The 21,811-nt window shown below is 37.9% G+C and carries 16 protein-coding genes and 1 pseudogene; all 17 read left to right on the forward strand.

What is annotated here, in order from left to right; all coding sequences use genetic code 11:
• The first annotated feature begins 1 nt into the window (after nt 1).
• The 17 genes and pseudogenes from BAOM_RS02345 (at nt 2) to nasC (ending at nt 21,710) form a co-directional block, all read left to right on the forward strand.
• Complete coding sequence (locus BAOM_RS02345; protein WP_127758892.1) at nt 2-1,468, forward strand: aldehyde dehydrogenase; 1,467 nt, start codon at nt 2-4, stop codon at nt 1,466-1,468.
• 63 nt (nt 1,469-1,531) lie between these two features.
• Entirely contained in the window at nt 1,532-2,311 is a 780-nt protein-coding gene (locus BAOM_RS02350; protein ID WP_127758893.1) for a 2-keto-4-pentenoate hydratase, read from the forward strand.
• A gap of 15 nt (nt 2,312-2,326) precedes the next feature.
• A complete protein-coding gene (locus BAOM_RS02355; RefSeq protein WP_127758894.1) occupies nt 2,327-2,506 on the forward strand; it encodes a hypothetical protein in 180 nt (59 codons plus the stop codon).
• Entirely contained in the window at nt 2,506-3,294 is a 789-nt protein-coding gene (locus tag BAOM_RS02360) for a 2-keto-4-pentenoate hydratase (RefSeq protein ID WP_127758895.1), read from the forward strand. Before BAOM_RS02355 ends, BAOM_RS02360 begins: the two co-directional genes overlap by 1 nt.
• 179 nt (nt 3,295-3,473) lie before the next feature.
• The gene (locus BAOM_RS02365; RefSeq protein ID WP_257467572.1) at nt 3,474-4,238 is read left to right on the forward strand and encodes an arylamine N-acetyltransferase family protein; all 765 of its coding nucleotides are present in this window, start codon (nt 3,474-3,476) and stop codon (nt 4,236-4,238) included.
• Between the two features lie 156 nt (nt 4,239-4,394).
• Nucleotides 4,395-5,762: an MFS transporter gene (locus BAOM_RS02370; protein WP_127758896.1), complete on the forward strand. Its 1,368-nt coding sequence runs from the start codon at nt 4,395-4,397 to the stop codon at nt 5,760-5,762.
• Between the two features lie 359 nt (nt 5,763-6,121).
• A complete protein-coding gene (locus tag BAOM_RS02375; protein WP_306821286.1) occupies nt 6,122-7,717 on the forward strand; it encodes an ATP-binding protein in 1,596 nt (531 codons plus the stop codon).
• Nucleotides 7,710-8,396, forward strand: coding sequence for a response regulator (locus tag BAOM_RS02380; RefSeq protein WP_127758898.1), 687 nt, complete (start codon nt 7,710-7,712; stop codon nt 8,394-8,396). The genes BAOM_RS02375 and BAOM_RS02380 overlap by 8 nt, the downstream gene beginning before the upstream one ends.
• Nucleotides 8,397-8,622: 226 nt before the next feature.
• A complete protein-coding gene (locus BAOM_RS02385) occupies nt 8,623-9,915 on the forward strand; it encodes a CitMHS family transporter (protein ID WP_127758899.1) in 1,293 nt (430 codons plus the stop codon).
• Between the two features lie 160 nt (nt 9,916-10,075).
• Nucleotides 10,076-10,999, forward strand: a complete 924-nt coding sequence (locus BAOM_RS02390; RefSeq protein ID WP_127758900.1) for an AEC family transporter — start codon at nt 10,076-10,078, stop codon at nt 10,997-10,999.
• Between the two features lie 308 nt (nt 11,000-11,307).
• Nucleotides 11,308-12,487: pseudogene (locus BAOM_RS02395) on the forward strand (glycerate kinase family protein).
• A gap of 4 nt (nt 12,488-12,491) precedes the next feature.
• Complete coding sequence (locus tag BAOM_RS02400) at nt 12,492-13,943, forward strand: SLC13 family permease (protein ID WP_127758901.1); 1,452 nt, start codon at nt 12,492-12,494, stop codon at nt 13,941-13,943.
• Between the two features lie 11 nt (nt 13,944-13,954).
• The gene (locus BAOM_RS02405) at nt 13,955-14,644 is read left to right on the forward strand and encodes a response regulator transcription factor (RefSeq protein WP_127758902.1); all 690 of its coding nucleotides are present in this window, start codon (nt 13,955-13,957) and stop codon (nt 14,642-14,644) included.
• A gap of 3 nt (nt 14,645-14,647) precedes the next feature.
• Entirely contained in the window at nt 14,648-15,988 is a 1,341-nt protein-coding gene (locus BAOM_RS02410; RefSeq protein WP_127758903.1) for a sensor histidine kinase, read from the forward strand.
• Between the two features lie 12 nt (nt 15,989-16,000).
• Entirely contained in the window at nt 16,001-16,879 is an 879-nt protein-coding gene (locus tag BAOM_RS02415; RefSeq protein WP_127758904.1) for a PepSY domain-containing protein, read from the forward strand.
• 257 nt (nt 16,880-17,136) lie between these two features.
• Nucleotides 17,137-19,494 carry a nitrite reductase large subunit NirB gene (gene nirB / locus BAOM_RS02420; RefSeq protein WP_127758905.1) on the forward strand — a complete coding sequence of 786 codons (2,358 nt, stop codon included), beginning with the start codon at nt 17,137-17,139 and terminating at the stop codon, nt 19,492-19,494.
• 80 nt (nt 19,495-19,574) lie between these two features.
• On the forward strand, nt 19,575-21,710 hold the full coding sequence (gene nasC, locus BAOM_RS02425) for an assimilatory nitrate reductase catalytic subunit NasC (protein ID WP_127758906.1): 2,136 nt from the start codon (nt 19,575-19,577) through the stop codon (nt 21,708-21,710).
• The last annotated feature ends 101 nt before the right edge of the window (nt 21,711-21,811 follow it).

The following is a 21,811-nucleotide window of genomic DNA, read 5'->3' on the forward strand; positions in this document are numbered from 1 at the left end:
AATGAGCTCTTTACAGGGAAATCAAATGAAAGTGAAAGACGCAAAACTTTTTATCAACGGTGAATATATTAATGCGATATCAGGTGAGACATTCGATACGATTGATCCTTCAACAAACCGGAAACTTGCTTCAGTGGCAAATGCTGGTGAGCAAGATGTTAAGTATGCGATTGAGGTCGCACAACGTACGTTCGAAAGTGGTATTTGGAGTGAAATGCCGGTTGAGGAAAGATCGAAAATTCTTTGTAGAATGTCTGATTTAGTTATGGAACGAGTAAATGAGTTGGCTCTTATTGAAACGCTAGATGTTGGAAAGCCAATTAAAGAGAGTCGAGAATTTGATATTCCTAGGGCGGCATCTAATTTACGTTTCTTTGCTGAAATGGCTAAATATGTCCACCAAGAGAATTATCAACAATCTAAACATATGTCCTATACAAAGTATGCAGCAGCAGGTGTGACTAGCTTGATCATTCCATGGAATCTTCCTTTTATGCAAATGACATGGAAGGTATCTGCAGCATTGGCTGCCGGAAATACAGTCGTTGTGAAGCCGGCCTCTTATACACCACTCAGTGCGGTTATGTTAGGGGAAATTGCTAATGAAGCAGGACTTCCCCCAGGTGTCTTAAATATTATTACTGGACCGGGTGGAACCGTCGGTACTGCAATGTCCACAAACCCATATGTACGCCGTATTTCTTTTGTTGGGGAAACGACGACCGGTCAAACGGTTATGAAAAACGCTGCTTCCCAATTAATCCCTGTATCGCTTGAATTGGGCGGGAAGTCAGCCAATATCGTTTTTGAAGATGCAGATCTAGATGAGGCGGTAAAAGGTTCGATTGAAGCTATTTTTAGAAATCAAGGGGAAATCTGCTTGGCCGGTTCTCGCTTGTTAGTACAAGAAAGCATTTATGATAAATTTTTAGACAAGTTTGTTAATGCTGTCAAGAAGATTAAGGTTGGAGATCCGTTGGATGAAACTACCGATATGGGAGCTCTAGTTTCCCGCAGTCATTTAGAAACAGTAGATCATCATGTTCAATCCGGAATGTCTGAAGGGGCAAAACTAGCAATTGGTGGTAAGCGAATTGTGGGATTAGGTGAAGGAAACTTCTATGAGCCTACTGTTCTTTACGATGTAGATAACAAAATGAGAGTAGCCCAAGATGAAATATTTGGTCCTGTACTTGTTGTGATTCCTTTTAAAACAGAAGAAGAGGCAGTGAGCATTGCCAATGACTCGATTTACGGTCTTGCGGGTGTGGTCTGGACGAATGATCTACAGCGAGCTCACAGAGTTGCCTCCCGAGTCAATTCTGGCTTGTTCTGGATCAATTGCTGGTATTACAGAGATTTGAGAACTCCTTTTGGAGGGTCAAAGGCGAGCGGAATCGGTCGAGAAGGTGGACGTCATAGTTTTGAATTCTACACGGAAGCAAAAACTATTACGATGAAATTATAGAAGCAAAATATAAAGAGTGGCTAAGCGTCACTCTTTATATTATCAGAAAGGGAGGGGATTCTCTTGAGTTTATTATTAGAAGCATTAGCAGATAAATTGATAGAAGCAGAGCAAAGTAAGCATCCACTAGATCCACTTACACAGCAATATCCTGAATTGAGTGTGACGGACGCTTACCAAATTCAGCTAAAAGTCATGGAGAAAAAGAGAACAGAAGGACATCGGGTTATTGGCAAGAAAGTAGGGCTTACAAGTGTGGCAATGCAGAAAATGCTAGGAGTCAATGAACCGGATTATGGCCATTTGTTGGATGATATGCAGGTTAAAGATGGGGAGAAAGTCAAAATTAGCGATATGATTAGTCCGAAAGTAGAGGCGGAAATTGGTTTTATCCTTGGGCAAGATCTAGTTGGTCCGAACGTCACTTATCTGGATGTATTAATGGCCACTAAGCATGTGGTACCCACGATTGAGATTATTGATAGTCGTATTACTGATTGGAAGATTCAATTAATAGATACTGTCGCTGATAATGGTTCTTCAGCCAAAGTAGTGGTTGGGGACAAGAAGAGTACGATAGACGGTTTAGATTTACGCAGTGTTGGTATGGCTCTTTATAATAATGAAGATCTCGTAGCAACAGGTTCTGGGGCTGCTGTGCTTGGGCATCCTGCACAGGCGATCGCATGGTTGGCGAATAAATTGCACGAGTTTGGTATTCAGCTTAAAGCAGGTGAGTTAATTCTGCCTGGAGCACTTTCTGGGGCATTGACTGTTAAGCGAGGAGATACCATTTCAGCTCATTTTGGTCCGCTTGGTTCGGTTTCTGTAGCTTTTGAGTAAATGGGGGGAGTTTATGTGAGTAAAGTTAAAGCAGTGATTATCGGTTCAGGTAAGATCGGTACCGATCTTATGTATAAGTTGGAAAGAAGTGAAGTGATGGAACTTGGAAAGAGAAACGTGGTTGGGGGTCAAGAAGATATGATTCTTGACATGGCTGCTGAATTGGCTAAATCCCAAAAATCGGGGGTGCAATAATGGCAATTACTCAAGGAGCAGATTTAGAAATCGTTGAATATCTTTTATCAGCGGAAAAGGAACGCCGGGAAGTTACAAAAATCACAGATAAATATCCAAACTTGACTTTCGAAGAAGCGTATATCTTACAGGAGAAATTGATTCAACAAAAAGAACAAGAAGGTGCTCGGCGAATTGGATTAAAACTTGGTTTAACAAGTAAGGCCAAACAGGAGATGATGGGGGTTCACGAAGCCATTTACGGCTATTTGACAGATGATATGCTTGCTTTCGAATGGGCTCCTCTTGAGTTTAATCAACTCATCCATCCGAAGGCCGAACCGGAAATCGCTTTCTTTATTGGAGAAGATCTTCAGGGAACCAATGTTACTGCAGCTGATGTATTAAGTGTAACCCAATATGTTGCTCCGGCACTTGAAATTATCGACAGCCGATATTTAGATTTTAAATTCACCCTTGTGGATGTTATTGCGGATAATTGCTCTTCGGCTCGCTTTGTAATAGGGGATAAATGGATATCGCCTGCTAATCTCAATTTGGCGGAATTAGGAATGTTTATGTCTAAAAACGGAGAAGTAGCTACGGTAGGAGCAGGTGCCGCTGTTTTGGGGCACCCTGCCACATCCGTTGCTTGGGCAGTTAATAAAATGGGGGAAATCGGAAAGGGCTTAAGGAAAGGGGACATTGTGCTAAGCGGTGCCATATCCGAAGCCATCGCCTTCCAACCTGGAGATTCTATCCTCGCTCAATTTGCAGAATTAGGGAGTGTATCATTCACTTGTAAATAGTGAGCAAACCTTAATGTTTTTATAGAATCTATGAAAACATTAAGGTTCTTAGTAGTTTCTACTTTGCGCTGTTCCAATATTTTATTCATACATGTTAGTTTTTCAATCTGATAGCTCATTATAACGATGAAGTATATTTTATATAGGAAAACTAACCAAATTATAATGGTTTGTAGGTGATGAACATCGAAATAATAAAATATTTGAATCGTATTCAAGCTGTTAAGAAAGATATGCTAGATTTTGAGTATTTGGTCCATTTACAAAAACAACATGTTCTTAACGTACACTTTGAGAACCTAGACATCCTTAATAAAAAGCCCCTCTCTTTAAATACAGAAGATCTCTATAAGAAAATTGTGCTCTTTCAACGTGGAGGGGTCTGTTATGAATTGAACGGATTGTTTTATCACCTGTTAACACAGCTCGGTTTCAATCCTTATCTAATGGCAGGAACCGTACATGTTAGAGATGAAATTTGGGCAATCGAAAACGCACATCTTTTCATGGTCGTCCCTGTAGATAACAAGGAATATCTAGTGGATGTAGGGCTTGGAGGTAAGTGCCCTCGAATTCCAGTACCTATGAGTGGAGAAGAAGTTATAGATTCTGATGGAAATTACAGGGTGAAAAAAGATGAAGAGAAATTGTTGTTCTACTTGCAAAAAGAAACTAGTACTGGATGGGAAATTTTGTATCGATTTGAAGCTCCTCTAAATAAATGGACTATAGACAGTATCTACCCGATATGTGTTCTGACCGAAACATCTCCCCAATCTATATTTAATAAGGATTATTTCCTTTCTAGAGTGACAGAAGAGGGGCGTATCACCTTGCTAGGGAACACATTAATCATAGTCAAAGGAAAAGAAATTATAAAAGAAAAATTAGCAAATCACAAGATTGTTGAAGAAGCCCAGCGTTATTTTCAATTAAATATCTGACCAACCTTCTAGACGGTTTCATTTTTAAATAGCAAGATACAAGTAATTGAATCCCCTAGAAATGTAAGATGGTTGAGGATTAGAAACATCTACGACAGATAACGGGAACAATTTAATGATAATAATGAGCAATAATTATCAAAAGGAGCTGTTTAAATGGGCCGAAATTCACATTCAGTAGATTCCTCTTATTCGAAGAACGAAACAAATTCTCAACAAGAATTGAATAACTTAGAAAGGAAATCAATTTCTGGTATTACTTATCTTGTTGTAGCCATTTGTTGGTTTTGCATGCTTGCAGAAGGTTTTGATTTAGCTATCTACGGTGCTGTACTTCCAACGTTAATGGAATATCCAGCATGGTCATTATCTGCAGCGCAGGCGGGTTCTATTGGAAGCTATGCCCTTATTGGGATGTTAATAGGAGCAGTATGTGTGGGAACTCTTACGGATATTTTTGGACGTAAAAAGATCCTGGTTTTTTCTTTAACTCTATTTTCTATCATGATGGCTCTTTCAGCGATGGCACCTTCTCCTGAAATGTTCGGATTATATCGCTTTATTGGGGGGATTGGATGCGGTGGTATCATTCCTACAGTTTCTGCCCTAACTATTGAATATTCCCCTATTAAACGCAGGTCAATGATGTATGCAATCATGTATACGGGATATGCATTGGGAGGTGTATTTTCGGCTCTAGTTGCAATGTTTTTCATGGGTGAATATGGTTGGCGCTTAATGTTTTGGGTTGGTGCGGTACCGATTCTCGTTGTTCCTTTCATTCTCAAATATTTGCCTGAATCACTCGATTTTCTCGTAGCTAAAAATAGATACACAGAGGCAGAGCGTATTGCCAATCGCTATAATATTTCTATCGAGTCCATAAAAGAAAATCAGCCTTCGAATAAAGGACAGAAAGGGAAAAGTAAACCCAACACGGTAGCGACACTTTTCTCGAAACAGAACATTCGGGCAACTTTATTTTTCTGGGCTACCTTTTTTATGGGGTTATTTATGATTTACGGATTGACAACGTGGTTACCTAAAATGATGAGAGAAGCTGGTTACCCGCTTGGTTCAAGTCTAGGACTTCTATTGATGCTTAACCTTTCAGCAGCCGCGGGTGCTCTTTTAGCTGGTGTAGCAGCAGATCGCTGGGGCTCAAAAAAAGTGATCAGTATTTCATATTTCCTGGCGGGAATTTCAATTGCTTTATTAAGCTTAAAATCATCGATGCTAATTGTTTATAGCCTTGTAGGAATCGCAGGTTTTGGAACCATCGGAACAACGTTAATCTTAAATGCATATATTTCCAAATATTTTGATGCGGAAAATCGTGCTACAGCTTTAGGGTGGGCACTTGGATTTGGTAGGATAGGAGCTATTTTAGGTCCTATTTTGGTTGGCTTGTTTATGTCTTGGAAATTCGATCTTGTGATGAACTTCTATGTTTTTGCTTTTGCGGGGATCATAGCTTCATTATCTGTGTTATTTATACCGAAAAATAACTATGGTAAAATTTAGATATTAAAAGGACTAAACTATAAGTATGCTTATACTTACAGTTTAGTCCTTTCTTTCGTTTTGGTTACACTTGATGGTGATATGGTAGAACCCCTTTTATAATATTCTTATCCACAACTTATCCACAACTTATCCACAACTTATCCACAACTAGAAATGTCACTGTGACGCGTTTTATCCTTTTTGATATAATTTAGTCATCTGGAATGGGGTTGTATTTGTGCTGTCCATAGCTTCTGAAAATGGACGGTCAAGTTAAATTCTAAACAAAATATGTATAAAATGAGGAGTAAATCAAAGGTGAGTTCCTTCAAAAGTACACTTAAGAATAAAAAAGAGAGTGAAGATAGAGGATGAAAATGTGGAAAGTATCGCTTCAAACCAAAATTCTTGGATTAGTATTATCATTAAGCTTATTTCTAATCCTCCTATTAACGACTTTCTTTACTTACATGGAAGGAAGGCAAATAGTAGAAGATAAAGGCCGCTTAGCCTTAGAGCTATCGAAAACTATTTCTTTTATGCCGACCATCATCGAGGCCATTGAATCAAAGAATCCATCCGAGAAGATCCAACCTATTGTAGAAAAAATCCGTCATGAAACGGGTGCCGAATTTATCGTCGTAGGAAATGCAGATGGAATACGTTATTCCCATCCGCTAGCATCAGAAATAGGAAAACATATGATAGGTGGAGATAATGAACGAGCCATTCAAAAAGGTGAGTATTATATTTCAGAAGCAAGAGGTTCCCTTGGACTTTCTATGCGTGGAAAATCACCAATCTTTAATCAGAACGGCGAGATAATCGGAATTGTTTCAGTCGGATTTTTAGTGGAAGATGTTCGTGAACAAATCTTTGAAGATGTGTCTAAAGAAATTGTTGTATCAGTCATAGCGCTTCTTTTATCTATAATCGGCAGTTATATGCTTGCCAGAAGTATACGTAAAGATACATTAGGATTAGAGCCAATGGAAATTGCTAACCTATATAAAGAAAAAAATGCTGTACTCCATTCTGTGAAAGAGGGAATCTTAGCCATTGATCGAAATGGAGTAATTACATCTATGAACCAACCAGCTAAAAAACTGTTAGATATAAAAGGTTCTGTCCGCGATTTGAAAGTGGATGGTTATTTTCCTTCTACTTATTTGTACGAAGTGTTGAAATCAGCAGAGCCACAAATCGATAAAGAAATGACGTGGAAGCATAAAACGGTTATTGTCAATTGCACCCCCATTTTTGATGGTGAACATGTAAGTGGTGTAGTTGCTTCGTTTCGTGATAAAACAGAAATAGAGCAAATGGTTAATACATTATCAGAAGTTAAAGTATATTCAGAGGATTTAAGGGCGCAGACACATGAGTTTACTAATAAATTATATGTGCTATCTGGATTAATACAATTAGGGGAATATAAAGAGGCTATAGATATGATACAAAGTGAGACGTCCGAACTTCAATCTTTAAACCGAATTGTATTCGAACAGATAAAAGATACAAAGGTTCAGGCTATTTTATTAGGAAAGTTAGGTAAAGCATCGGAAAAGAAAGTTACTTTTGAAATCGATACGCAAAGTTATTTAGAGGCATTGCCGACTCATATAACATTATCCGAGCTTACTTTAATCCTTAGTAACATCATAGATAATGCCTTTGAGGCTGTTTTTGGCATTGAGGAACCGATTGTAACATTTTTTGCCACTGATATCGGAGAGGATATTATTTTTGAAATTAGTGACAATGGAAAGGGAATAGACGTAGAAGATATCTCGCTTCTCTTTGAAAGGGGATTCACTTCGAAAACGGGTAAGTTTCCAAGGGGTTATGGACTTTCAAACGTTGACCATGCAGTAAAAGAGCTAGGTGGTATTATCGAGGTACAAAGCGAAAAAGAAAATACCATATTTACAGTTTATCTTCCTAAGAACAGAGAGGTGAAGAAAAATGGTTAAAATAAGAGCGGTCATCGCAGAAGATGATTTTCGGGTAGCAGATATTCATGAGAAGTTTCTTGATAGGTTCGAAGAAATAGAAGTGGTTGGTAAAGCTTTGAATGCAGAACAGACTATTGAAATTTTGGAGCAAAAGAAACCTAATCTCCTTCTTCTTGATGTATATATGCCAGACCAACTTGGCTCTGATTTGCTTCCGATTATTCGGCAAAAATACAAGCATATCGATATTATTATGATTACAGCAGCAACCGATAAAGAAATACTGGAAAAGGCACTTCGCTATGGTGTGGAGTATTACTTGATAAAACCAGTAAAGATAGAGCATTTTCAGCAAATTATTGAAGAATATCTTAATAAATACCATCTTATGCAAACTGACCAAGAAATTAATCAGGAATTTATTGATCGTATTTTTAAAAAAGGCACGCCTCCAAGCGCGGTAAATAAGGAGACTTCTTTACCAAAGGGAGTCGATGATATTACTTTATCGAAAGTAAGAATAGTACTTGAGAAAAGCTCTATTGGATTATCAGCAGAACAAGTGAGCAGACAGATTGGTGCTTCAAGAACGACAGCAAGGCGCTATTTGGAATATTTGATTTCTGTGCAGGAATGTAAAGCGGAAGTTGTATACGGTGTAGTAGGCAGGCCTGAGCGTAGATATTATAAGATTTGATGAAAGAATGGCTAAGCAGTCCTTCATGAAGGACTGCTGGCTGTTCTTTTTTATGAAATGAGCTCAAAAACTAAACATTGCCTTATGATGGTACTGTTAAAGTTTTCCGTGAACATAATGAACAAAATTAACGTAATAGTTTTAATAAACAGTAAATTGCAAACGCTTACAAACGGAGTCTCATAGATTACAATTTATCTAAATTAGTAGATAAGGAGTGATCAAAATGCTCGCTTTATTAGGGTACTTAATGATTTTAGTATTTATGATTTTAATTATGACAGGGCGACTTTCGGCTATGATTGCTTTAATTGTCGTACCAATTGTCTTTGCTCTTATAGGTGGATTTGGCAGCGAAATGGGTCCTATGGCGCTAGAAGGGATTAAAAGCGTTGCCCCAACAGGTATTATGATTTTATTTGCTATTCTTTTCTTTGGTATTTTGATTGATGCTGGAGTTTTTGATCCAATTATAAGGACAATCCTTAAGCTTGTAAAAGGTGATCCTGTAAAAATTGCTATCGGAACAGCGGTTTTGGCTCTTCTTATTTCGTTAGATGGGGACGGAACGACGACTTACATGATTACGATTTCTGCTATGCTTCCTCTTTATAAAAGAATTGGCATGAAACCACTTATTCTAGCAGGGATTGCTGTTTCAGCCTCAGGAGTCATGAATCTCCTTCCTTGGGGAGGACCGACAGCACGAGTGATGACAGCTTTGAATCTTGAAATGTCTGATGTTTTTACACCTGTTATTCCTGCTATGATTGGCGGTATTTTATTTGTTCTCTTCATGGCTTTTGTTCTTGGTAGAAAGGAAAGAAAGAGAATTGGTGTAATAGAGTTTGACTACAAGATTGCGGCTCAACATGCTGCTGCAGTAGAGGATGCGCATCTTAAACGTCCTAAATTAATCGTTTTTAACTATGTATTAACAGTAGTTCTTTTGGTAGCGCTCATTATGGAGTTATTACCGTCAGCTGTATTGTTCATGATTGGTTTTGCGATTGCCATTACAATTAATTATCCAAAAATGAGTGATCAAAAGGAACGTGTAGCGAATTATGCAGATAATGCTTTATCAGTTATTTCGATGATTTTTGCAGCTGGAATTTTCACTGGAATTCTTGCAGGGACTGAAATGGTAGATGCCATGGCAAACTCGTTGATTAAGCATATCCCGGACGCAATGGGGTCGCATTTTGCTGTAATCACTGCGATTATTAGTGCACCATTTACTTTCTTTATGTCCAATGACGCTTTTTATTATGGTGTTCTGCCGCTGCTTGCCAAGGCGGGAGCTGCATATGGGATTGATCCTGCTTTAATTGGGAGAGCTTCTCTTTTTGGTTTACCGGTTCATCTATTAAGTCCTCTTGTTCCGTCCACCTATTTATTAGTTGGGATGGTAGGGGAGGATTTTGGTAAACTTCAAGGTTCTTTCTTAAAATGGGCGTGCGGATCAACCATTGTCATGATGGTGGTTGCAGTCGTATTAGGGATAATTCCTTTATAAAATAGTCGATGAAGAAGGTCAATCGAGTAAAAGCAAGCGGTGACAATCGCTTGCTTCTTTGCTTTCATTGCAACATAAGAAAAATAACTCGTTGATTCGGTCGTTTATAACAAAAAACGGTTTAGTATTCTATTATATGTTTTAGAAAAAGGTGAGCGGAGTGGGAATTTTTTATCAGATTTTATTACATATTATTTTTCCATTATTCGCGTTGATTGGGGTAGGGATATGTCTGCATCGTTTATTGAAACTCAGCTTATCTACATTATCAACGTTAACGATTTATGTTTTGCTCCCAGCTGTATGCTTTGTTAATATTTACAAAAGTGATATATCTGGAAATTTAATTGGTCAAACGCTTTTATTTTTATTGTTTTTTAATTTACTTCTTATAATGATTAGCAGTCTGCTTGCTAAAGTAAATCGATTCGATCGCCAGTTGTCATCTACTTTTAAAAATAGTTTTGTTTTAAGCAATTCAGGAAACTATGGTCTACCAGTAAGTGAACTTGTTTTTTCTTCTAATCCGGCCGGTATGGCAATCCAAATCATCGTTTCTATATTTCAAAATTTACTTACCTTTACATATGGGTTTTATAATTCAGTTTCCGCTCAAAGCAGCGGGAAGGATATTGTCTGGAAAATTCTCAAGTTACCAGTTATTTATGCCTTGTTACTTGCTGTTTTACTGCGCTGGATGCATGTTGATATTCCTGATTATTTATGGAAACCAATTGAAAATACGTCTAATGCTTTTTCGGCCATTGCTCTTATCACACTGGGGGCCCAAGTAGCTTATTTAAAAATTACCCGTATTTCTCGACCAATTGTGTGGATAGTCATTGGCCGTCTTGTTCTTTCTCCTTGTATTGCATGGTTAGTTATTTTTGGACTTGGTTTATCTGGTACAATTGCGCAGGCACTTTTTATTGCTAGTGCCTTTCCGACGTCAAGAAACAGTGCACTGCTAGCACTTGAATATGATAATTATCCAAATGTCGCTTCGCAGGCTGTCCTGCTTACAACTATCCTTAGTAGTATTACTGTAGCGATTGTTATCTATTTAGCCAAAATCCTTTTTTAGAGCGCGTTTTTTATCACTTTACTAGTTTCAGAATTTGATAAAACGGATATGAAGAATAAGAGAAGGGTAGATAATCGTGAATGATATTAGCGATTATCTATCCTTTTTTCGTATAAACTTTTGGCTAGGTTAATGAATATTGTTGATATTTTCGATTTTAACGAATGTATGGGAAGGGTTCATATGTTTCGTTAACTAATTGATTTTAATTCACTTTCTAATCATTTCTTAACATTTCTCTAAATTTCTATTAGCTTTTTGGCCATATCTTATAAAGTAATGAAAGGTTTTTAGGGGAGGAATGTTGAGTGAGAATTGTAATGGTTCCGTCAGGATTTAAAGAATGTTTGGATGCGGAGGAAGTGGCGTTAGCGATGGAGCGAGGGGCAAGAAAATTTAATCAAACGTTTGATTTAGAAGTTGTTCCGATGATTGATGGAGGAGAAGGGTTTGCCAAAACAATTGTGAATTTAAAAGATGGAGAGCTTATTTATAGAGAAGTGACGGGTCCGGTAGGAGAGAAGATTATCAGTTACTTTGGAATCTTTGTGGAGGGTGATAGACGAACAGCTGTGATTGAAATGGCTGCTGTTGCAGGGTTAAAGTTGGTGCCGCGCAATCAAAGGAATCCGTTAAAAAACGACAACATATGGTGTAGGAGAGTTGATTCGTTCTGCCCTCGATTTTGGTGTCGACCATATTCTCATCGGTTGCGGTGACTCAGGTACATCCGATGGAGGAGCAGGATTAGCTCAAGCATTAGGTGTTCGATTTTTAGATAAGGACAAACAAATAATCGAAGTCCATGGTGGAGAGGATTTGATAAAGGTCGATTCGATTGACACAACACAGCTAGATCAACGGCTAGGGAATGTGACCGTCGATGTTGCTTGTAATTGGCAGAACGTGTTATGCGGAGAGAAAGGGGTCGCACGTGTTTTCGGTCCTCAAAAAGGAGCAACATCCCAACAAGTAGAGCAATTATCATCAGCGTTAGAGCATTATGCTTCTTTAATTCAAGAAGAGTTAGGGATGGATGTCCGATTACTTCCAGGGGGCGGAGCATCGGGTGGGCTAGGAGCAGGACTGATTGCTTTTACAGGTGCTGTATTGCACCCTCGCTTTGATATTATTATGGACTACATTCGTATAGAAGAAAAAATTGCGACGGCAGATGTGGTCATGACAGCGGAAGGAAGTTTAGATTTTCAAACGCCAAATGGAAAGATTCCGTCAGAGGTTGCACGAATTGCTAAAAAACATAACATCCCGGTCATTGCTATTACCGGTACGATTGGTGAAGGAGCCGCTTTAAACTATCAGGCAGGTATCGATGCTTATTTAAGCATTATTCAAAAGCCGACATCTTTAGAAAAAGCGATGATAAAAGCACCGAAATGGATTGAAGAAAGTACAGAATCTGTGTTAAGACAAATCGTCATTGGCTTAGAAATGGCCGAGAAGAAGCTGATTAGAGAAAGGATTTAGTCATATGATTACGAGAATGGACAAATACGTACCAAAACAAAAGCGAATCTATACGTGGCTCAATCAAGTATCTATCAAGCTTTTAGCTATACTAAGTGTGCATGTTTTTTTCTTAGTGCTTATTATGCTGATTGATGAGCTGGATTACCGTGCCAAAGTATCCTTATTTGCTTTCTTATCAGCAATGACCTTGTGGATTGTGACGAAGTTTCCTGCTGGTTTTGTAGCCATTGTGCTTATTTTATTCATTATCCTATTAAAGGCAGGAAATCCGGAATTATTATATAATGCGCTCGCGGAGGAAGTAGTGTGGTTAATGATTGGCTCGTTTATTATTGGGGAGGCAGTGAAACAGTCGGGATTAGCTGAACGATATAGCCAGTACTTACTGAGCCGTTCCAAACAAAAAAGTTATGCACTGTTTGGTATCACCTCGATTTTGTTCGGATCCGCTTTTTTTATTCCGTCTACTTCAGGAAGAGCAGCTTTATCGATGCCTATTATCAAACAGCTTCATTCGAAATTTTCTCCGAAAGAACAAAGTGTGTTGGCGATTATGGCACCCGTTATTATATTAATGAGTACATCGGCTACTTTAATTGGTGCAGGATCTCATATTATTGGAATTAGTTTGCTTGAAAATACGGTCGGTGAATCGATTTCATATATACAATGGTTGATATGGGGTAGTCCATTCGCTCTATTTATTACACTTATTTCATTTACTATAATAAAATGGATGTTGTGGCCGAAAGATGGGTCAAAGGATATGGAAGACGTAAAGATACAGGAAATTCCTGTATTGAGACAGCCTTTGAATAAAAGTGAAAGAAAGACTGTGATGTTAATCGCGTTTTTAATTATAGGCTGGGTGACAGAAAGTCTTCATGGGTATGGTATCGCATTGATTACCATGATTGGTGCCGTTCTATTTATGTTGCCGAATTATGGTGTCGTTAGTTGGAAACAAGGGATGAAATCAGTCTCTTGGAACTTGATTATATTTGTCGCTGCCGCAACTGCACTTGGAAAAGTATTAGTAGATACAGGGGTCGTTCATTGGATTGAACAAAAGATGTTTCATATATTACATTTGTTGGTGGGGGCACCAGAATGGTTAATTGTGTTTGTTATTTTACTTGTAACCGTCACAAGTCATTTGTACATTACTTCTCATACAACGCGTGCTGTCGTTTTTATTCCGAGTTTAATAGTTTTTAGTGAAACAATCGGAGTGAATGCTGCGACAGTTGTTTTTTTAGGCTTAATAGGTATGAATTATTGTGTAACGTTTCCTGTTAGTTCGAAAGCGTTATTACTGTTTTATGAAGAAGGGGACATTTCGTATGATACGAGATATTTAGTTAAAGTGAGTGCGGTTCTAATGCCCCTTTATATTTTAATTACAATGATGTTTTACTTTTCTTATTGGCAGTGGGCGGGGATGGATTTATAAGAGGTGAAGGAATGAACCATCATATATTAATCATTGAAGATGATGAAAAAATTGCACGAGTGATTCAGTTAGAATTAGAGTACGAAGGATATGAAGTAAGTGTGGCCCATACAGGGCGAGAAGGGCTGTCTATTGTCGAGCAGAAAGAGATTGACTTAGTCATTTTAGATGTGATGATTCCTGAGTTAAATGGCATGGAAGTATTAAGACGAATTCGTCATATGAGCAATGAAATCGTTGTGATTATGTTGACGGCACGCAGTTCTGTCTACGATAAGGTGAACGGACTTGACTTGGGCGCGAATGATTATATGACAAAACCATTTGAAATTGAAGAATTGCTTGCTAGAATTCGGGTTAATCTACGTTTTAAGCATAAAAGTGAACTTTCCCAATCAGAGTTGAATATCCTTCATTGTCATTCTATTACTATTCATACAAATACGAGAGAAGTATATAAAGGTGAAAGAAATATAGAATTAACGCCACGGGAATATGATCTTCTGCTTTATTTAGTGGCAAACAAAAATAGAGCGCTTGAAAGAGAACAAATTTTAAATCAAGTATGGGGATTTGACTACTATGGAGATACAAATGTAGTGGATGTATATATTCGTTATTTAAGAAAAAAATTAACGGACTCGAAGGAAGAACAGTTGATTCATACTGTTCGGGGTGTCGGTTATATGATTAAGGATTAGTGTATGAAATTACGAACTCGTATACAGTTATCAACAACTGTTGTATTAATTGTTTTACTTATTATAGCGAATACGTCGATTTATTTGATTTTTCAAAATAGGGCAATTACGTCGGAGCACAATCGTTTAGTAAATACCTCCCATAATATTATAGAAGAGTTAAATACAAATAAAGATGCCTCTATGCAACAAGTATTAGAGGCGTATTTAATAAGCGATGGTATTATCCGTACCGTCGATAGAAAGGGTCATCCGATTAGACAAGTGACAACGGATGATGATTATTTGGATATAAAGAGTATGTATAATGATGATCAAATTGAAGATGTTTTTTCCTATGAAGAATCTATGTTTGTAGGTGTCTCCATTCCTACAATCGATGAAAATGGAGAAGTTATTAATTTACAAATAGTCGAAAATGTTGATTTTCTGTTTGATACGATTCATGAGTTGAAATGGGTATTAGTATTCGCAACAATTATTGTCATTATTATATTATTTGTAACAAGTGGGTTTTTAGGTCGGGTGATTTCGTTACCGATTCAACGTCTTACGCAAACGATGAAAACCATTGAAGAAGAAGGATCGTTTGAACAAATTACAATCACTAACCGTACAAAAGATGAATTAACGGAAATGGCTATGACATTCAATCGAATGATTAGTAAGTTAGAAGAAAGCTATACAAAGCAAGAACAATTTGTATCAGATGCTTCACACGAACTTAAGACTCCTTTAACGGTTATTGATAGCTATGTGAAATTATTGAAACGCTGGGGGAAAGAGCGTCCTGATGTATTGGAAGAAGCGATTGAGTCGATTGGATCGGAAGCGAATCGAATGAAGTATTTAACTGAGCAATTATTACAATTAGCGAAATCCGAAGAAGTTATTGAAAATGAAAAAGAAGTAATGAACATCGTACCAATCGTCGAAACAACGATTCAACGATTGCAGCAAGCTTTTGCGCATGACATTTATATAAGGAATGAACAATCGAGCATTCAAATGAAAATACATGAACAAAGCTTTATTCAATTACTAGTTATTTTATTAGATAATGCGAAGAAATATAGCGATAATCATATTACTGTGGAATTGAAAGACAGGAAAGACAGTGTAAACATTAGTGTGACGGATAAGGGCGTGGGAATTCCGTTAGAAGCTCAAGCGCATGTTTTCGATCGATTATACCGTGTAGATAAAGCGAGAAGTCGTAAAACGGGAGGGTCTGGTTTAGGGTTATCGATTGCGATACGTATTGTTGAACAGCATGGTGGGCATATCACCTTAGAAAGTGTCGAAGGAAAAGGGTCGACCTTTACGATTATCTTGCCCAAATAGGAGGTGTGGATAATGAAAGTGAAGATTGTACTAATTGTGTTTATTGTTTTAGGGTTGTCATTCACTTTATTTCAAGTTTTTATAAAAGATTCTCCTAAGATGATTTCTCAACAAGATGCTGAACAAATTGCAACGAAACTATACGGTGGAAAGGTGTTAAATACAACAGTACATGCTGAAAAGGACAATTATCAAATTTCGCTTGAAAACGATCAAGGAATCTATAATTTGTATGTAAATGGGCAAACGGAGAAAGTTAGCAATGTCCGACTTGTTGAGAAGAAAGAAATCGCATTAACTGTTGATGAGGCGAAAAAGAATATAGAAAATGAACTAAACGGCCGCGTACAGGAGATTAAACAAATGGATAAGGAGGGTCGACCTTTTGTAGAAGCTATTGTAGAGAAAGATCAAAAATACTATCAGATTGAGTATGATTTAAATGAAAAAAAGATAGTAGCCAATCATGAAGTGAAGGATCAAGTGGAAACACCTGTTATTTCAAAACAAGAAGCAAAAGATATCGCATTGAAACAATTTAAAGGTGAAGTTACGAAGATATCTACAGTAGAAACTTCAACAGGTACACACTATAAAGTAACCATTGATGGTCAAACGGCAGATGCTAATATCTATGTGCAGGGACATACAGGAGTTGTATCCTCTATCTCTGTTAATTCTAAGCAAGATGATGACGACGAAGCCGATGATGACGAAAATAACAATAACAACAATAACAACAATAACAACAATAACAACAATAACAACAATAACAACAATAACAACAATAACAATAGTAATAACGATAACGACAATGACCATGACGATAACGACGAAGCCGATGATGACGACGATGAGGATGAAGCCGATGACGATAATGATGACGATTAAATTTAAATAAAAATAGAATTATTCACAAAACTATCCACAGATTACCCACATTTTAAAAAGTCACTGTGACACTTAAGCCTGAGTTCTAAATTTAGAACTCAGGCTGTTTTATTTTGGCCAAAATGATAGGGCTAGCTATCGTATATTTCGTGTGAGAAAACATGACATATTTAATTTTTAAAATTGTATTTTGTGGTAGGCTAAGAAAAATATCTGTTGGTTGGTTGGTATCATCTTTTTTTACTGGAGGTTTTAGAATGCATAAACAGAAGCTGATGTTGATTGGGAACGGAATGGCGGGCGTACGCTGTGTTGAAGAAATTATAAAAAATGCCCCCGATACTTATGATATTACGGTTTTTGGAAGCGAACCGCATGTTAATTATAATCGAATTTTATTGTCGACTGTATTACAGGGCAGTACGTCATTTACAGATATTGCAATAAACGACCGCGATTGGTATGAAGAGCATAACATTCAGCTGTTTACCGGAGAAACAGTTGTACAGATTGATATAGAGAAAAAAATGATAAAAACGGATAAAGAAAGAGAAGTAGATTATGACAAGCTTATTATGGGAACTGGTTCTGTTCCATTTCTTATCCCTATCCCAGGCGCAGATAAAGAAGGAGTTATGACATTTCGTACAATTGAAGATTGCCAAAAAATGATGGAAGGATCGAAGCGCTATAAGAAAGCTGTTGTAATTGGCGGAGGGTTATTAGGGTTAGAAGCGGCAAGAGGATTATTGAACCTTGGGATGGAAGTGAGTGTTGTTCATATTGCGAGTCATTTAATGGAGAGACAGCTTGATTCAACAGCGGCCAATATGCTGAAGAAGGAATTGGAAGCTCAAGGGATGAACTTTCTGTTAGAAAAAGAGACTCAAGAGATTTTTGGTAACGGCCGTGTAGAAGGTTTACGTTTTAAAGATGGAACGGAAGTAGAAGCTAACTTAGTTGTGATGGCTGTGGGCGTTCGTCCGAATATTCAGTTAGCGAAGGAAAGTGGAATCGAAACAAATCGTGCAATCGTCGTCAATGATTATTTAGAGACGAATATACCTGATATTTACGCTGTCGGTGAGTGTGTGGAACATCGAGGGATGGTTTACGGTCTTGTAAAACCTCTTTATGAGCAGGGTAAAGTACTAGCAAAGCAGATTTGCGGTATACAATGTGATGGGTATCAAGGCTCTGTACTCTCTACACAGCTAAAAATATCAGGTGTGGATGTATTTTCGGTTGGTCAATTTACTGATGGTGAAACGACGAAATCTATTACAGTTTTTGATGAGTTAGATGGAGTATATAAGAAGATTGTCCTTCAAGATAATAAAATGATTGGGGCCGTCTTGTTTGGTGATACAAGTGATGGACCAAGGCTGCTAGATATGATTCTTGAACAAAGAGATGTATCTGAGATGGAAAAAGTCGCTCTGTTTCAATCATCTGAAGGATGTGAAAGTCAAGTTGCTTCTATGGCTCATGGCGATATGATTTGTCAATGTAATGGTGTGTCAAAAGGAGCGATTATTGAAGCGGTTCAAAAGGAAGGATTAACAACCGTTGAACAAGTGAAAGTATGTACAAAAGCTTCGGGTTCTTGTGGAGGCTGTAAACCGTTAGTAGCAGAATTGCTGGCGTATATTCAAAGTGATTCCTTTGATGAAGTGATCGAACAAAAGACTATGTGTGCTTGTACATCATTAACAGAAGATGAAGTGGTGCAGGAAATACAGCAGAGAAATTTTACATCTATACAAGAAGTAACCGATGGATTGAATTGGGAGCATTCAGCAGGATGTGCTATATGCCGTGCCGCATTACATTATTATTTAGGCATGATTTATCCGGAATATGAGCGTAAACAAGAAGCTCTGTTTATAGCAGATCATATGAATGCTACTTTGCGACAAGACGGTACGTACTCTGTTACTCCGCAAATGTATGGGGGGATGACAACCGCAGAGGAATTAAGAAAAATTGCAGACATCGTAGAGAAGTATCAAATACCAAACGTTGCTGTAACAAGTGAACAAAGAATTCATTTAACTGGAATAACAAAGGAGCAGCTGCCGTATGTCTGTGCAGAATTGAATATGTCGTTACGTTCTATTGATCAACATGCAGTCCAAAATGTAAAAGTAGAGTTAGGCGAGGGTACGTGTCAATGTAATCAACATCCAGCTTTTCAATTGGCTATTGATGTAGACAAGAGATTAGAATTTCTAAAAACGCCTAATCAGGTGAGGTTGAGTATCGCTTCTTGCCTGCATAACGGTGAAGAAGTGTTAACAAAAGATATAGGATTTATTCCTATTCATAGAGGATGGGAAATGTATGTTGGTGGAAATAGCGGGCGTAATGGGCGTGTTGGCGAATTATTATATGTTGCCGAGACAAGCGAGGAAGCACAAGAGATGATTAGTGCCTTTGTTCAATATTATCGTGAAACGGCTAATTATTTAGAATATATAGGACAGTGGGTTGATCGAATTGGTTTAATACACATACGTGAAGTGTTGTTTGCAAGAGAGTTTCGCAATCAACTCTGTCAGCGATTAGAATTTGATATTTCTCAACGTAAACCCAATTTAGTAAGGAGTCATTGAGGAGCGATGGATTTTACATTAGAAAGAGCAATCATGTCAGTAAAAAGTGATTAACCTAAGTAAAAAAAGGAGCAGACGCTATGACTGAAATGTTATTAAAATACTTTCGCAATCAACAAAAACAGGTGCAGTCGGAAAAGCTATATGATACTCAATGTCCATACTGTAGTATGCAATGTAAAATGCAATTTATCGAACAAACGATTGTCACAGGAAAAAAGTATATGACTATTGGAAAAGACAATCCGACTTCTCAAGGACGCTTATGCATAAAAGGAATGAATGCTCATCAGCACGCTTTGCATCACGAGCGAATTAAATATCCTTTATTAAAAGTAAATGGAGAATTTACTCGCATTTCTTGGGAGGAAGCTTTAAATCATATTAAAGAAAATTTCACGAAAATTCAGTCTGAAGATGGGATGAATGCACTAAGTGTATATGGCAGCGCGTCGATTACAAATGAGGAAGCTTACTTATTAGGGAAGTTTGCACGCGTAGCGTTAAAGACCAAATATATTGATTATAATGGGCGCTTATGTATGTCGGCCGCAGCTTCTGCCGCTAGTCAAACCTTTGGGATGGACAGAGGATTAACGAACAGTTTAGCGGAAATTCCATCTGTACAGTGTATCATTTTAGCGGGGACAAATATTGCTGAATGTCAACCGACTATCATGCCTTACTTTGAAAAAGCGAAAGAAAATGGCGCGTTTATTATTGCGATTGATCCGCGAGAAACGGCGACAACGAAAATAGCAGACTTACACTTGAAGGTTAAACCAGGAAAGGATGCTGCTTTAGCCAATGGCTTATTAAAAGTGATTATTGATGAAAATTATGTGGATGAAACATTCGTTCAAGAAAGAGCCAAAGGTTTTACGGAAGTAAAGGAGCATGTTTCTTCTTTTACCTTGGAGGAGATTTCAGAATTGACGGGAGTTCCTGCAGCCGACATCCGTAAGGCTGCTACGATGTTTGGGAAAAAAGAAACGGGCATGATTTTTACAGCAAGAGGGGTTGAACAACAAACGGATGGATCTATTGCTGTTCGTAATTTCTTAAATATTCTAATTGCTACAGGTAAACTTGGAAAATGGGGCTGCGGCTATGGAGCGATTACTGGACAGAGCAACGGTCAGGGAGCAAGAGAACATGGTCAAAAAGCAGACCAACTTCCAGGATATCGTTCCATTGAGAACGAGGAACATCGAGCCTATATTGCGAGTGTGTGGGGAATTCATCAAGATGAGATACCTAGAAAAGGTGTATCCGCTTATGAAATGATGGAGAAAATTCATGATGGCGAGATTACAGGAATGTTTTTAATGTGTTCAAATCCGATTGTTTCCAATCCTAATGCTAACTTCGTGAAAAAAGCATTAAATAAGTTAAAGTTTCTTGTAGTAGCAGATATGTTTATTTCAGAAACTGCTAGATTGGCAGATTTAATTTTACCTACTTCGTCTTATTTAGAAGATGAGGGGACGATGACAAATGTAGAGGGGCGAGTTACATTGCGAGAAGCAAGCTGGCCGACTCCCGAAGAAGTAAAGCATGACTGGCAAATTATTTGTGAGATTGCCCGTGTGCTTGGAAAAGGGGAGTATTTTTCGTTTTCATCTGCTGAGGAAGTTTTTAATGAATTAAGAGCAGCGAGTCGGGGAGGAATAGCAGATTATTATGGAATAACTTATGAGCGTTTGAGGAAGGAGGGCGGCCTTTTATGGCCATGTCCAACACTTGATCATAAAGGAACAGAGCGGTTATTTGAACAATCATTTGCCCATCCTGACGGTTTAGCATCTATGGTGTCTGTACCAAATAGCCCTCAAGTTCCAAAAGAACAGTTAACTGAGGAGTTTCCATTGTACTTAACAACAGGACGGGTGATGTCTCATTATTTAACAGGTGTACAAACGAGAAAAAGCTCTTCGCTTTCAGCTAGGAATTTCGAATCTTATATGGAAATCCATCCAAATACCGCAAGGAAGTATGATATTCAAGATCAATCTTTAGTGAAGATTGAATCTAAGCAAGGAAGCATTATTGTTAGAAGTAAATGGTCAGACACAATTCGGCCTGATACCGTTTTTGTACCATTTCATTGGGCTGATTCGCAAAATGTGAATTGTCTTGTTTCGGAGAAATTAGATCCTACATGCAGGATGCCAGGCTTTAAAGTGAGTGCAGTAAAGATAGCTCCAGTTGTGTAAATAGAAGCTAAAATGAAAAAGGACCATGAGGAAAGAAGATGGAGGCTGATAGCCGAAGTCTTCTTTTTTTATGGAATCGTATTAATAAATGGGGCTTGTGA

The organism is Peribacillus asahii, assembly GCF_004006295.1.
In the GTDB taxonomy this organism is placed as follows: Bacteria; Bacillota; Bacilli; order Bacillales; family DSM-1321; genus Peribacillus; species Peribacillus asahii_A.